The organism is Blastococcus sp. CT_GayMR20 (assembly GCF_004570345.1).
Window position 1 is genome coordinate 30,738 of the sequence record NZ_SPQM01000007.1, and the last position, 13,225, is coordinate 43,962.

14 protein-coding genes are annotated in these 13,225 nt (G+C 72.2%); 6 read left to right on the forward strand and 8 right to left on the reverse strand.

Annotated elements, in window-relative coordinates; all coding sequences use genetic code 11:
• Positions 1–4 precede the first annotated feature (4 nt).
• Positions 5–523 carry a hypothetical protein gene (locus tag E4P40_RS03325; protein ID WP_135157257.1) on the forward strand — a complete coding sequence of 173 codons (519 nt, stop codon included), beginning with the start codon at positions 5–7 and terminating at the stop codon, positions 521–523.
• Here the strand turns inward: E4P40_RS03325 and E4P40_RS03330 are convergent.
• From E4P40_RS03330 to E4P40_RS03345, 4 genes are all read right to left on the reverse strand, one after another.
• Positions 520–1,860, reverse strand: coding sequence for a M23 family metallopeptidase (locus tag E4P40_RS03330; protein WP_245160113.1), 1,341 nt, complete (start codon positions 1,858–1,860; stop codon positions 520–522). The genes E4P40_RS03325 and E4P40_RS03330 overlap by 4 nt on opposite strands.
• A gap of 225 nt (positions 1,861–2,085) precedes the next feature.
• Positions 2,086–2,874 (reverse strand): ATP-binding cassette domain-containing protein, encoded by a 789-nt coding sequence (locus E4P40_RS03335; RefSeq protein WP_135157261.1) that lies wholly within the window; start codon positions 2,872–2,874, stop codon positions 2,086–2,088.
• Positions 2,871–3,932 carry an ABC transporter permease gene (locus E4P40_RS03340; protein ID WP_245160114.1) on the reverse strand — a complete coding sequence of 354 codons (1,062 nt, stop codon included), beginning with the start codon at positions 3,930–3,932 and terminating at the stop codon, positions 2,871–2,873. The genes E4P40_RS03335 and E4P40_RS03340 overlap by 4 nt, the downstream gene beginning before the upstream one ends.
• 17 nt (positions 3,933–3,949) lie before the next feature.
• Positions 3,950–4,954: a sugar ABC transporter substrate-binding protein gene (locus E4P40_RS03345; protein ID WP_135157263.1), complete on the reverse strand. Its 1,005-nt coding sequence runs from the start codon at positions 4,952–4,954 to the stop codon at positions 3,950–3,952.
• Positions 4,955–5,097: 143 nt separating this feature from the next.
• Between E4P40_RS03345 and E4P40_RS03350 the strand changes: the two genes are divergently transcribed.
• Positions 5,098–6,162: a Glu/Leu/Phe/Val dehydrogenase dimerization domain-containing protein gene (locus E4P40_RS03350; protein WP_135157265.1), complete on the forward strand. Its 1,065-nt coding sequence runs from the start codon at positions 5,098–5,100 to the stop codon at positions 6,160–6,162.
• Between the two features lie 240 nt (positions 6,163–6,402).
• Complete coding sequence (locus tag E4P40_RS03355) at positions 6,403–6,633, forward strand: DUF3073 domain-containing protein (RefSeq protein ID WP_135157267.1); 231 nt, start codon at positions 6,403–6,405, stop codon at positions 6,631–6,633.
• Between the two features lie 69 nt (positions 6,634–6,702).
• Here the strand turns inward: E4P40_RS03355 and purM are convergent, their stop codons facing one another.
• Positions 6,703–7,767, reverse strand: coding sequence for a phosphoribosylformylglycinamidine cyclo-ligase (purM, locus tag E4P40_RS03360; RefSeq protein ID WP_135157268.1), 1,065 nt, complete (start codon positions 7,765–7,767; stop codon positions 6,703–6,705).
• The gene (gene purF, locus E4P40_RS03365; RefSeq protein WP_135157270.1) at positions 7,764–9,302 is read right to left on the reverse strand and encodes an amidophosphoribosyltransferase; all 1,539 of its coding nucleotides are present in this window, start codon (positions 9,300–9,302) and stop codon (positions 7,764–7,766) included. Before purF ends, purM begins: the two co-directional genes overlap by 4 nt.
• A 134-nt stretch (positions 9,303–9,436) precedes the next feature.
• Between purF and E4P40_RS03370 the strand changes: the two genes are divergently transcribed.
• Positions 9,437–9,733, forward strand: coding sequence for a hypothetical protein (locus E4P40_RS03370; RefSeq protein ID WP_135157272.1), 297 nt, complete (start codon positions 9,437–9,439; stop codon positions 9,731–9,733).
• 9 nt (positions 9,734–9,742) lie between these two features.
• On the opposite strand, the gene E4P40_RS03375 is transcribed toward E4P40_RS03370, so the two are convergent.
• The gene (locus E4P40_RS03375) at positions 9,743–10,351 is read right to left on the reverse strand and encodes an MBL fold metallo-hydrolase (RefSeq protein WP_135157274.1); all 609 of its coding nucleotides are present in this window, start codon (positions 10,349–10,351) and stop codon (positions 9,743–9,745) included.
• The gene (locus E4P40_RS03380; RefSeq protein ID WP_135157276.1) at positions 10,348–11,436 is read right to left on the reverse strand and encodes an S-(hydroxymethyl)mycothiol dehydrogenase; all 1,089 of its coding nucleotides are present in this window, start codon (positions 11,434–11,436) and stop codon (positions 10,348–10,350) included. Before E4P40_RS03380 ends, E4P40_RS03375 begins: the two co-directional genes overlap by 4 nt.
• Before the next feature lie 202 nt (positions 11,437–11,638).
• Between E4P40_RS03380 and E4P40_RS03385 the strand changes: the two genes are divergently transcribed.
• A complete protein-coding gene (locus tag E4P40_RS03385) occupies positions 11,639–13,063 on the forward strand; it encodes an OFA family MFS transporter (protein WP_135157278.1) in 1,425 nt (474 codons plus the stop codon).
• Positions 13,060–13,209 (forward strand): hypothetical protein, encoded by a 150-nt coding sequence (locus E4P40_RS27890; protein WP_167762089.1) that lies wholly within the window; start codon positions 13,060–13,062, stop codon positions 13,207–13,209. The genes E4P40_RS03385 and E4P40_RS27890 overlap by 4 nt, the downstream gene beginning before the upstream one ends.
• Positions 13,210–13,225 lie beyond the last annotated feature (16 nt).

Below are 13,225 nucleotides of genomic sequence, written 5' to 3' on the forward strand. Positions count from 1 at the left end.
GGGCATGCGCAGAACCCTCACCACGTGCCGGGACGGCCTCGCCGTCACTGCCGCCGCCGTCCTGCTCACCGCCTGCGGAGGATCGGGGGACGACGAGGCCTCGTCGACCTCGAGCGCCGGCGAGACCACGAGCGCGTCGGAGAGCAGCGCCGACGCCGCCGACTCGGAGTTCTGCACGGAGGCCGCGGCCATCCAGGAGCGCGTCGGCTCCACCTTCGACGACCAGGCCGACCCCGCGGGCCTCCCCCAGGCCCTGACGCAGGCCGCCGAGGAGGTCCGCCAGGTCGAGCCCCCTGCCGAGATCGCCAGTGACTGGGCTGCTCTCGCCGACGGCATCGACCAGATCGCCGCGGCGATCGCCTCGGTCGACTTCAACGACCCGAATGCCGCGGCGACCTTCGAGCAGCAGGTGGCCCCGCTGCAGCAGGAGCTGGCCGGCGCCTCGGCCAACGTGTCGTCCTACCTGCAGAACGAGTGCGGCCTCGAGGTCGACCCGAGCGAGACGGCTGCCCCCACGAGTTAGCCGCCGCAGCCCCCGATGTAGATGCCGCGCGCGTTGAGCCACGGAACCGGGTTGACCTGGCCGCCGTACATGACGCCGCGCGGGTGGGCCTCGAAGTGCAGGTGCGGCCCGGTCGACTGACCGCGGTTGCCGACCTCCGCGATCTGCTCCCCGGCAGAGACCCGCTCCCCGACGGAGACGAAGTAGCGGTTCACGTGCCCGTACACGGTCACGTAGCCGTCGTCGCCCAGGATGTAGACCGCCAGGCCGAAACCCGTCGCCGTGCCGGCGCGCTTCACCACCCCGGAGTGGGCGGCATAGATGGGCGTGCCGATCGGGGCCGCGATGTCGACGCCGCCGTGCAGCGCGCCCCAGCGGATCCCGTAGCAGCTGGACACCCGGCCGGACGCGGGCTTGGCGTAGGAGCCGGAGATCACCGCGCCGCCGCTGCCTCCGTCGTCGTCATCGGCGGCCGGGGCGTCGTCCCGTTCCCGTGCGGCGCGGGCGGCCTCCTCCGCGGCCCGCTGTGCCGCGGCCGCGGCGGCGGCCTCCTCGGCCGCCTTCTGAGCGACCCACTGGTCGTAGGCGTTGCGGGCACCCTGCAGCTCCAGGAGCCGGATCTGCGCGGCCTGCAGCTGCTGGTCGTACGTGGCCTTCTGCGCGGCGACCTGCTCGTAGGCGTGCTGCTGGGCGGCGAGCTGGGCATCGGCCTCGTGCTTGGCGGCCTCGGCCACCTCCTCCGCGGCAGCCATCTCGTCGCGGGCCGCGCGGGCGGAGGAGTCGGCGTTGGCCTGCGCGACCTTGGCGATCTCCAGCTGGTCGAGGACGTCGACCTCGTTGGCCGCGACGTAGTCCAGCAGCGCGGCCCGCTGGATCAGCTCGCCGGGGCCCTCGGAGTCCAGCAGGGCCGCGGAGCTGGTGAGCGATCCCCCGTTCATGTAGCTGTCGCGGGAGAACGTGGCGATCCGGGACTGCGCGTCGGCGACGGCCGCGGCGGCCAGGGCCAGCTCGGCGGCGGCCTGCGCGGCCACGGCCTGCGCGGTCTGGAGCGCCTCCTCGGCGATCAGGTACGCGGTCCCGGCCGCCTCGGCCTGGATGCCGACGCGCTCGAGCTCGGCCTCCGAGGCGGCGACCAGCGCGGCGATGCGGCCGACCTCCGCGGCGGCGGCGTCCTGCTCGGAGCGCGCCGCCCCGATCTGACCATCGGTCGGGTTCGGGGGCGGCGCGGGCGCGGCGATGGCGGGCGCGCCGGTCGCGACGAGAGCAGCCCCGGCCAGCACCGCGACGAGGGCCGTCCTGAACGGACGACCGGTGGCGGGCCCACGGGTGCCGGGACGCCGCGGGACGGGCCTGGTCACCCGTCCTGACGGACGGCGCTGCAACATGCTCGCTCCCTGGGGAAGAGGGTGGTGGGTGAGCGAGCGGAAGCCTGGCACTGTCACCCCCAGTCACAAAGGCAACACGCGGCCCACTCGACACACCATTCTCAGTTCGTGAGGTGACCATTCCCTCACACGGAGACATGTCGACAACTGCGGGAGGGAGCTCGAGGACTGGGGCCCCCCGTCGGGGGGACGCCGGTGTCAGGAGGGGGGGCGCTCGAGCTCGTGCGCGAGCTGGTCCAGCTCGGCGCCGCCGGCCATTAGCCGCGTCAGCTCGTCCCGGCTCACGCCGCTCTTGGCGAAGCTGCCCAGGCTGCGGCCGCGGTTGAGGACCAGGAAGCGGTCGCCGACCGGATAGGCGTGGTGCGGGTTGTGGGTGATCAGGACCACGCCCACGCCGCGGTCGCGGGCCTGCGCCACGTACCGCAGGACGACGCCGGCCTGCTTGACGCCCAGGGCCGACGTCGGCTCGTCGAGGATCAGCACCCGCGCGCCGAAGTGCACCGCGCGGGCGATCGCGACCGACTGCCGCTCACCGCCCGACAGCGTGCCGACGGGCTGGTCGGGGTCGCGGATGTCGATACCCATCGCGGCGAGCTCGCGGCGGGTGGTGGCCCGCGCCTGTGCCGCGTCGAAGCGGCGGAACGGGCCCCGGCCGCGGGTCGGCTCGGCGCCGAGGAAGAAGTTCCGCCAGATCGCCATCAGCGGGATCATCGCCAGGTCCTGGTAGACCGTCGCGATCCCCGCGTCGAGGGCGTCCCGCGGGGCGCCGAAGGTGACCGGCTGCCCGTCCAGCAGCAGCTCGCCGCGCGTCGGCTGGTGCACCCCGGCCAGGATCTTGATCAGCGTCGACTTGCCGGCGCCGTTGTCGCCGAGGACGCAGGTGACCTCGCCGGCGCGCACGGTGGTGGTGATGCCGTCGAGCGCGATGACGGTGCCGTAGTCCTTGCCGACGTCCCGGAGCTCCAGGAGCGGCAGGGGCACGGTCATCGGCGCGCCGCCTCGGCGTAGCGGCGGACCATCCGGTTCGCCAGGACCGCGAGCAGCAGCATCGCGCCGAGGAAGAAGTAGAACCAGTCGGCGTCCCAGCGCAGGTAGGGGATGCCGAGCTGCGTCATGCCGAAGATGAGCGCACCGAGCGAGGCGCCGATCGCGGAGCCGAATCCGCCGGTGAGCAGGCAGCCGCCGATGACCGCCGCGACGATGTAGATGAGCTCCTGCCCGATGCCGGTGTTGGCCTGCACCGAGGTGAGCCGGACGGCGAGGGTCGTGCCGACGAACCAGGCCGCGGCGGCCGTCGTCATGAACAGCGTGATCGTCGTCCGGCGGGCGGGGACGCCGACGTTGCGGGCGGCCACCTCGTCACCGCCGGTCGCGAACACCCAGTTGCCGAAGCGGGTCCGCAGCAGGACCCAGGTGGCCAGCGCGGTGAACAGCAGCCACCACAGGATCGCGATGCGGAACTCCGTGCCGGCGATCGCGAGGCGGGAGGCGAAGATCCACTCGGCGGCGCCGTAGCCCGGCACCTCGTCCACCCCGCCGACCGTGACCGTGTTCGTGAAGAGCTTGGTCAGCCCCAGGTTGAGGCCCTGCAGCATCAGGAACGTGCCGAGCGTGATGATGAAGCTCGGCAACCCGGTGCGGGTGACCAGCCAGCCGTTGAGGAAGCCGATGGCCAGCGCGACCAGCAGCGCGACGCCGATCGCCACCCAGATGTTCTGGCGGAACTCGACCGCGACCACGGCCACGGTCAGCGCCGTCGTCCCGACCATGACGCCCGCCGAGAGGTCGAAGTGGCCGCCGATCATCAGCAGCGCCACGGCGACGGCCATGATCCCGAGCGTCGACGCGGGATCGAGCCAGTTGGCGATGCCCCGCGCCGACCGGAACACCGGCGACTGGACGGCGAAGAACGTGAAGACGGCGACGGCGCCGATCAGCGCCCCGAGCTCGGGGGTCACCAGCAGCCGGCGCAGCGGACCGCGTGCGGTCAGCCGCTCGTCGGCGCGCTCCCTCGTGTCGGTGCCGGTCGCACTCCCGGCCGGCACCTCGGAGTCCGTGGCGCTCAGCGCGTGCCGGCCGAGGCCAGGTCGGCGATCTCGTCGACGTTGTCGGCGTCCACGATCCCTGGTCCGGTGAGGACCGGCTGCCCGCCGCCCACGGTGTTCAGGTTCTCGGCGTACAGCTTGAGCATCACGATCGGCAGGTAGCCCTGCTCGTACTGCTGCTGGTCGACGGCGAAGGCGATGTCGCCGTCCTGGATACCCGAGATGACGTCGGCGTTGAGGTCGAAGGTGGCCACCAGCGGCTCGGCGCCGGCGTCGGCGGCGGCCGTGACGGCGACCGCGGCGACGGCCGAGTTCAGCGTGAGCACCGCGTCGATGGTCGGGTCGCTCTGCAGCTGGGAGGTGATCGTGGACTGCGCGCCCTGCAGGTCGTTGATGTCCACCTGCAGGGAGGTCACCTCGCTGCCGAGCCCCTCGGCGGCCCCGGAGCAGCGCTGCTCCAGACCGATGTTGCCCGCCTCGTGGACGACGCACAGCACGTTCGTGGCACCCTCGGCGGCGAGCTGCTGGCCCGCGCCCCGCCCGGCGATCGCCTCGTCCTGCCCGACGTGGCCGATGGCCCCGAACTCCGCCGACCGGTCGCCGCCGGAGTTGATGGTCACGACGGGGATGCCGGCGTCCACCGCTGCCTCGACCGAGTCCTGGACGGCGTCGGGGTTGGCCATCGAGACGACGATGCCGTCGACGCCCTGGTTGACCGCCGCGTCGATGAGCTGCGCCTGGCGCTGGGGGTCGCCGTCGCTCTGGTAGTCCACCGAGACGCCGAGGTCCTCGCCCGCGGCCTCGGCACCGTTCTGGACGACGTCCCAGAACGCGTCACCGGCCGAGCCGTGCGTGATCACCGCGAAGGAGAGGTCGCCCCCGCCGCCGCCGCTGCTGTCCTCCGAGCCGCCGGAGTCGCCCCCGCCGGAGTCCCCGCCGTCCGTGGTGCACGCCGCGAGGAAGAGCGGCGCTGTCATCAACAGGGGAGCAGCCAGGGTGAGCAGTCGCCTGGGTGCGGCCATGGACGTCCTCCTGAGCTCGCGGGGCGCCCTCGCCCCGCCGTGTGTCGCTCCAGGATCATGCCCGCACCGGTGGCCCGGCGCGGCGGGACCCGCGCGGGGCACCACGGACGGGCGACACGCGCGGCGCGATCTAGGCTCGGACCGTGGAGATACTGAGCTCGGGTCACGAACAGGTCGTCTTCTGCCAGGACGCCGACTCAGGGCTGAAGGCGGTCATCGCCGTCCACTCCACGGCGCTGGGCCCGGCGCTCGGCGGCACCCGCTTCTACCCGTACGCGAGCGAGGAAGCGGCGGTCGCCGACGCCCTGCGGCTGTCGAAGGCGATGTCGTACAAGAACAGCCTCGCCGGCCTCGACCTCGGCGGCGGCAAGGCCGTGATCATCGGCGACCCGCACACCGACAAGACCGAGGCGCTGCTGCGCGCCTACGGCCGGTTCGTCGAGGCGCTGGGCGGCCGGTACCTGACCGCCTGCGACGTCGGCACCTACAACGCCGACCTCGACGTGGTCGCCCGCGAGACCCGCTACGCGCACGGGCGGTCGGAGGCCTACGGCGGCTGCGGGGACTCCTCGGTGCTCACCGCCTACGGCGTCTTCCTCGGCATGCAGGCGGCCGCGCAGCACTGCTGGGGTGCACGGTCGCTGGCCGGCCGCACCGTCGCCGTGGCCGGCGCCGGCAAGGTGGGCTCGCACCTGATCGGGCACCTCGTCGAGGACGGCGCGGACGTGCTCGTCACCGACGTCGACCCGACCGCGGTCGAGCGGGTGCAGGCGCGTCACCCCTCGGTGAAGGCCGTGCCCGACACCGCGACGCTGATCCGCACCTCGCACGACGTCTACTCCCCCAACGCCCTCGGCGGCGCGCTGGACCCCGGAACCGTGGCGGTCCTGCCGTCCCGGATCGTCTGCGGCGGCGCGAACAACCAACTCGCCACGGCCGAGGTCGCCGAGCAGCTGCGGGCCCGCGGCATCCTCTACGCCCCTGACTACCTGGTGAACGCCGGCGGGGTCATCCAGGTCGAGGACGAGCGGCACGGCTTCTCGTTCGACCGGGCCAAGGCGAGGGCGGACGGCATCGTCGACGTCGCGCTGCGGGTGTTCCGGGCCGCCGACGACGAGGGGGTCTCCCCCGCCGCGGCCGCCGACCGGCTGGCCGAGGAGCGCATGGCCACTGTCGGTCGGCTGGCCACCATCCGCCTGCCCCACTGAACCCGGTTCCCCACCGCCGCGGGAAGATCACCACTCGTCCAGCGGGGTCTCCCCCGCGGTGAGACACCGCTGACCCAGCGCTGATCGTGGTCGCGCTCCCCGTCGGAGGGAGGGACGTGTGCTCGGCGGCGGTCGGTGTCGTAAGGTTGTCCAAGACATTGTCACTCAGTCGGGGTCGCCAGGCGGGCCGTCCAGCCCGTGGGCTGGACTTCCGTACTCCGTAGCGAGGGGGTCGAGCCGATGGGGCGCGGCCGAGCGAAGGCCAAGCAGACACGCGTGGCCCGTGAGCTCAAGTACAGCTCACCCAACACCGACCTTTCTGCTCTGCAGAAAGAACTCACCGGTGCACCGTCGTCGTACACCGCCCCTGCGCGGCCGACGACGGACGACGACGAGGACGAGGACGACGTCTACGCCGACAAATGGGCGGACGACGACGCGGACGACGACTGGGCGGCCAGCCCTCGTTAGCCGCTGAAGGCCCCCGTCCAGAGGCTCGTCCCGAGCGTGCGAGGGATGAGGGGGACGGGGGTCCTCCTACTAGCGGTAGGTGCCCACCAGATGGGCGGCGGGAGACCCGTCGTCCGCCCGGGGCTCGATGCTGCCCGCGACCCAGGCCGGGATCCCGGCGGCGACCAGCTGGGCGACCGCCGCGTCCGCGGCCTCGCCGGCGACGGCGGCGACCATGCCGACCCCGCAGTTGAACGCGCGCTCGGACTCCTCCCTGGGCACGCCGTGCTCCTCCATAAGGCGCACAGCTGCCGGCAGCGCCCAGGTGGCGCGGTCGAGGACGGCCGCCAGCCCGTCGGGCACCACGCGGGCGGTGTTGCCGGCCAGCCCGCCGCCGGTGATGTGCGCGAAGGCGTGCACGCTCCCGACCCCGAGCTCGGCGACGAGCGCCAGGCAGTCGCGGGCGTAGATACGCGTCGGCTCGAGGAGCTCCTCGCCCAGCGGCCGGTCCAGGCCGGCCGGCGTGGTGTGCAGGTCGAGCCCGGCGGCAGCGACGACCCGGCGCACCAGCGAGTAGCCGTTGGAGTGGAAACCGGACGAGGCCATCGCGATCACCGCGTCGCCGGCGGTCACCCGCTCGGGACCGAGGACGGCGTCCGCTTCGACCACGCCCACCGCGGTGGCGGCGAGGTCGTACTCGTCGGCGTCCATCAGGTCGCCGTGCTCGGCGGTCTCCCCGCCGACGAGGGCCGCGCCGGCCTGCGTGCAGCCGGCCGCGATGCCCGTGACGATCGCGGCGATCCGCTCGGGGACGACCTTGCCGCAGGCCACGTAGTCCTGCAGGAACAGCGGCTCGGCGCCGCAGGCCACGAGGTCGTCCACGACCATCGCGACCAGGTCGATGCCGACCGTCTCGTGGCGGTCCAGCTGCCGCGCGAGCGCGATCTTCGTGCCGACGCCGTCCGTGGACGAGGCCAGCAGGGGCGTGCGGTACTTGGTCGTGTCCAGGGCGAAGAGCCCGGCGAAGCCGCCGAGGCCGCCCACGACCTCGGGCCGGTTGGTCTTCTCCACCGCCGCGCGCATCAGCGTGACGGCGCGCTCCCCCGCGTCGATGTCGACGCCGGAGGCCGCGTACGTGAACTGCTCGCCGCTCACGGCCTGGTGAGCGCGTCCTCGGCGCCGCCCGGCACGTTCGCGCTGCCGGCCCGCTGTCCGGTCCAGCCACTGATGGCGCGGTGCTCGATCCCCTCGAGGACGTGCTTGCCCAGCACCTCCGACTCACCCAGCGGGATCGGGTACTGACCGGTGAAGCACGCGGTGCAGAGCCGGTTGGCCGGCTGCTCGGTCGCGGCGATCAGGCCCTGCTCGGAGACGTAGCCGAGCGAGTCGGCGTTGATCGAGGCGCGGACGCCGTCGATGTCGAGGCCGTTGGCGACGAGTTCGGCGCGGCTGGCGAAGTCGATCCCGTAGAAGCAGGGCCACTTCACCGGCGGCGAGGAGATGCGCACGTGCACCTCGATCGCGCCCGCCTCGCGCAGCATGCGGATGAGCGCCCGCTGGGTGTTGCCGCGCACGATCGAGTCGTCGACGACGACCAGCCGCTTGCCGCGGATGACGTCGCGCAGCGGGTTGAGCTTCAGCCGGATGCCCAGCTGGCGGATCGTCTGCGACGGCTGGATGAAGGTGCGCCCGACGTAGGAGTTCTTCACCAGGCCCAGGCCGTACGGGATGCCCGACGCCTCGGCGTAGCCGACGGCCGCCGGGGTGCCCGACTCCGGCACCGGGATCACCAGGTCGGCCTCGGCCGGGTGCTCCTTGGCCAGCCGGCGGCCGATCTCGACGCGGGCGGCGTGCACCCCGCGGCCGGAGATGGTCGTGTCGGGCCGCGCGAGGTAGACGTACTCGAAGACGCAGCCCTTGGGCTCGGGATGGGCGAAGTGCTGGCTGCGCAGCCCGTTCTCGTCGATGGCGATGAGCTCGCCCGGTTCGACCTCGCGGACCACGGAGGCACCGACGATGTCGAGCGCTGCGGTCTCGCTGGCGACGACCCAGCCCCTCTCGAGCCGGCCGAGGACCAGGGGCCGGACACCCTGCGGGTCGCGCGCGGCATAGAGGGTGTCCTCGTCCATGAAGGTGATCGAGAAGGCCCCCCGCAGCTGCGGGAGCACCTCCATCGCCGCGGCCTCGATGGACAGGTCCGGGTGGGCGGCGATGAGCGCGGTGATCAGGTCGGAGTCGGTCGTGGCCGAGAAGACTCCGGGCACGCCGGCGTCGGCCGCCTTCGTCGCGAGCTCGGAGGTGTTGACCAGGTTGCCGTTGTGGCACAACGCCAGCCCGGTGCCGGCCTCGGTGGTGCGGAACGTCGGCTGCGCGTTCTCCCACGTCGACGCACCGGTCGTGGAGTACCGGGTGTGGCCGACCGCGATGTGCCCGCGGAGGCTGCCCAGGGTGGCCTCGTCGAAGACCTGGCTGACCAGCCCGAGATCCTTGTAGACCACGACCGAGGCGCCGTCGGACACCGCGATGCCCGCCGCCTCCTGACCGCGGTGCTGGAGCGCGTACAGGCCGAAATAGGTCAGCTTCGCGACCTCTTCGCCCGGCGCCCAGACCCCGAAGACGCCACAGGCGTCCTGGGGACCAGGAGAGTGGGGATCGAGGTCGTGCGTCAGCCGTCCATCACCGCGGGGCACCTGTTGAGGGTACCGGCGTGGACGACGGTTCCCGGGGCGGGTGGGGTGAAGGTGGCCACTGTTCGACATGGCATCACTGGGCGCGGTCCCGTCGTCCCTGCGTCATGCTGGACGTCTCCGGAGAGGAGGGTCCGATGCCCAGCGACCGACCCGACCCGAGCGACTTCCTCGCGATGGCCCAACGGATGATGCGCGAGCTGTTCGGCGACGCGCACGGCGACGAGGACCCGTGGGCGGCGGCGACCCGCTCGGCGCGGGAGTCCCGCGGCCGCGAGCCGAGCGCCCAGCAGCAGCGCGAGAACCTCACGTTCGCACTCGCGACGCGTGCCGTCGAGGCGCTCGAGGACCTGGCGCTGAACGTCGCCGCGATCCGCCAGCGCATGGAACGCACCGGCCCCCACCCGGACGGGGACGACGCGACCGGGCGGTGATCGCCGGGCTCAGCCGATGGTGGGGAGCTCCGCCGCGATCGTCGTGTCGTCGCCGTGCCCGGTCCGCACCACCGTGTTGCCGTTCAGCGTGAACAGCTCGGACCGGATGGAGTGCTCGATCGTGGGCCGGTCGCTGTAGGAGCGGCCGGTCGCCCCCGGGCCGCCGTGGAACAGCGTGTCGCCGGTGAAGACGGTGCCCAGGTCGGGCGCGTGCAGGCAGACGCTGCCCGGCGAGTGACCGGGCGTGTGCAGGGTGACCAGCTCGATGCCGGCCACGGTGAACCTGCTGGCCGATGTCAGCTCGGAATCGGGTTCGGCGTCGGTGTGCACGACGTCCCACAGCATCCGGTCCATCGGGTGGAACCAGATCGGCGCGCCGGTGGCCTCGCGCAGGGCCGGCGCCGCAGTGATGTGGTCGTTGTGGCCGTGGGTGAGCACGATCGCGGTCACCCGGCGGCCGCCGATCCCCTCCACGATGGGCGCCGCGTCGTGGGGCGCGTCGATGACGAGCACCTCGTCGTCGTCACCGACGAGCCAGACGTTGTTCTCGACGTCGAAGTCCTGCCCGTCGAGGCTGAAGACGCCGGGGACGACGACCTTGTCGACGCGGGGGGTCACTTCAGGACCACCACGGACCGCAGCACCTCGCCCCGGTGCATCTTCTCGAACGCCTCCTCGACGTCCTCGAGACCGATCGTCTCGGAGACGAAGGCGTCGAGGTCGAAGCGGCCCTGCAGGTAGAGGTCGATGAGCATCGGGAAGTCGCGGCTCGGGAGGCAGTCGCCGTACCAGGAGGACTTGATCGCCCCGCCCCGGCCGAAGATCTCGATGGCCGGGAGCTCGATGCTCATGCCCGGCGTCGGGACGCCGACCATCACCACCCGGCCGGCGAGGTCGCGGGCGTAGAACGCCTGCTCGAACACCTTCGGGTGCCCGACCGCGTCGATGGCGACGTCCACCCCGAACCCTCCGGTCAGGGCCTTGATGGCCTCGACCGCGTCGGTCTCGGACGAGTTGACCGTGTGGGTGGCGCCCATGCCCTTGGCCCACTCGAGCTTCTTGTCGGAGATGTCGACGGCGATGATCGTCGTCGCGCCGGCCAACCGGGCGCCGGCGATGGCGGCGTCGCCCACACCGCCGCAGCCGAAGACCGCGACGCTCTCGCCGCGCTGCACGCCGCCGGTGTTGATCGCGGCGCCGACGCCGGCCATGACCCCGCAGCCGAGCAGGCCCGCCGCCGTCGGCGGGGCGGCCGGGTCGACCTTCGTGCACTGCCCGGAGTGCACCAGCGTCTTCTCGACGAAGGCCCCGATGCCCAGCGCCGGGGAGAGCTCGGTGCCGTCGGCCAGGGTCATCTTCTGGGCGGCGTTGTGGGTCGCGAAGCAGTACTGCGGCTGGCCCTTCAGGCAGGCGCGGCACTGCCCGCAGACCGCCCGCCAGTTGAGGATCACGTAGTCGCCGACGGCCACGTTCGTCACGCCCGCGCCGACGGCCGACACGACACCCGCCGCCTCGTGGCCGAGGAGGAACGGGAAGTCGTCGTTGATGCCGCCCTCGCGGTAGTGCAGGTCGGTGTGGCACACGCCGCACGCCTGCACGTCCACGACCGCCTCACCCGGACCCGGATCGGGCACGAGAATCGTCTCGATACTGACCGGTGCACCCTTGCTGCGGGCGACGACGCCCTTCACCTCGTAGGCCATGGGCCGAGCCTAGTGAAAGGACCCTCCTGCCCCCCAGCGCTCGCAAGCTCGCGCCGGGCCCCTGCAGGAGGGCCGCACACTCCTTCAACGCGCGGGTAGGCGCGGGCCGTCGTACGGTCCGACCCGGTCGCGGCGAATCTCACAGCACGCGGCCCTATTGCGTCCGACCGTTTCGTCCCGCCCGCTCCCGGAGGTTGCATCCGTGGCAGTTCCCAGCTTCCTCGCCCGGGAGCGCATCGTCGCTCGACCGGGGTTCAACCGCTGGCTGATCCCGCCGGCAGCGCTCGCCGTCCACCTCTGCATCGGCCAGGCCTACGCGACCAGCGTCTACAAGACCGCGCTGGTCGAGCACTTCGACACGAGCCTGACCGCGATCGGCATCATCTTCTCGATCGCCATCGTGATGCTCGGACTGTCCGCGGCCCTCTTCGGCACCTGGGTGGACCGGAACGGCCCCCGGGCGGCGATGTTCACCTCCGCGGTCTTCTGGGTCTCGGGCTTCCTCGTCGGCTCGCTCGGCATCGCCACCGAGCAGCTGTGGCTGCTGTACCTCGGCTACGGCGTCCTCGGCGGCATCGGCCTCGGCATCGGCTACATCTCGCCGGTCTCCACGCTGATCAAGTGGTTCCCCGACCGTCCGGGCCTGGCCACGGGCATGGCCATCATGGGCTTCGGCGGCGGCGCGCTCATCGCCTCACCGCTGTCGCGCCAGCTGATGAGCTTCTACGACCCGGACTACGTGCCGACCGACGCCGCGTCGGTGGCCAGCGGCGACGCCGTCGCCAAGCTGTTCCTGACGCTGGGCGTGCTCTACCTGCTGTTCATGATGTTCGGCGCCTTCCTGGTGCGGGTGCCCGCCGCGGACTGGAGGCCGGAGGGCTTCGACCCGTCGACGGTGAAGAAGAAGGCGCTGGTCACCACGGAGAACGTGTCGGCGAACAACGCGGTCAGGACTCCGCAGTTCTGGCTGCTGTGGATCGTCCTCTTCTGCAACGTCACCGCGGGGATCGGCATCCTGGAGCAGGCGTCTCCGATGATCCAGGACTTCTTCCGCACCGGTGACGGGTCGCTCGTCGCGGCCTCGGCGGCCGCGGGCTTCGTCGGTGTCCTGTCCCTGTTCAACATGGGCGGCCGGTTCATCTGGTCGACGACGTCGGACTACATCGGCCGCAAGCCGATCTACATGGTCTATCTCGGCGTCGGGATCGTGCTCTATCTCGTGCTGGCGACGCTCGGCAGCTCCGCCACCTGGATCTTCGTCATCACCGCCGCCCTGATCATCAGCTTCTACGGCGGCGGTTTCGCCACGGTCCCGGCGTACCTGCGCGACCTCTTCGGCACCTTCCAGGTCGGCGCGATCCACGGCCGGCTGCTGACCGCCTGGGCGGCAGCGGGCGTCGCCGGTCCCCTGATCATCAACGGGGTGCTGGACGCGCGTGGCACGCCCGGTCAGCTCGTGGCCGGTGACTACCGCCCGGCCCTCTTCATCATGGTCGGCCTGCTGGCCGTCGGCTTCGTCGCGAACCTGCTCGTGAAGCCGGTGGCCGCCAAGTGGCACGAGTCGGCCGATGCCGTCGAGGAGTTCACCCACGAGCACCACACCCCGGAACGGAGCGCCGCCCGATGAGCTCGGCCCTGTCGACCAACGACCGTCCCGCCACCACCCACACCCCGGCGGGGCTCATCGCCTTCGCCTGGACGCTGGTGGGGGTACCGCTGGCCTACGGCCTGTTCCAGACCGTCAAGACCGCCCTCAAGCTCTTCACCGGGTAGTTCCGGTCGTGCCGAG

Coding starts and splice junctions, on each gene's coding strand:
- E4P40_RS03345 (WP_135157263.1), bottom strand. CDS start 4,954: ATGGCCGCACCCAGGCGACTGCTCACCCTGGCTGCTCCCCTGTTGATG.
- E4P40_RS03335 (WP_135157261.1), bottom strand. CDS start 2,874: ATGACCGTGCCCCTGCCGCTCCTGGAGCTCCGGGACGTCGGCAAGGAC.
- E4P40_RS03370 (WP_135157272.1), top strand. CDS start 9,437: ATGCCCAGCGACCGACCCGACCCGAGCGACTTCCTCGCGATGGCCCAA.
- E4P40_RS27890 (WP_167762089.1), top strand. CDS start 13,060: ATGAGCTCGGCCCTGTCGACCAACGACCGTCCCGCCACCACCCACACC.
- E4P40_RS03380 (WP_135157276.1), bottom strand. CDS start 11,436: ATGGCCTACGAGGTGAAGGGCGTCGTCGCCCGCAGCAAGGGTGCACCG.
- E4P40_RS03355 (WP_135157267.1), top strand. CDS start 6,403: ATGGGGCGCGGCCGAGCGAAGGCCAAGCAGACACGCGTGGCCCGTGAG.
- E4P40_RS03325 (WP_135157257.1), top strand. CDS start 5: ATGCGCAGAACCCTCACCACGTGCCGGGACGGCCTCGCCGTCACTGCC.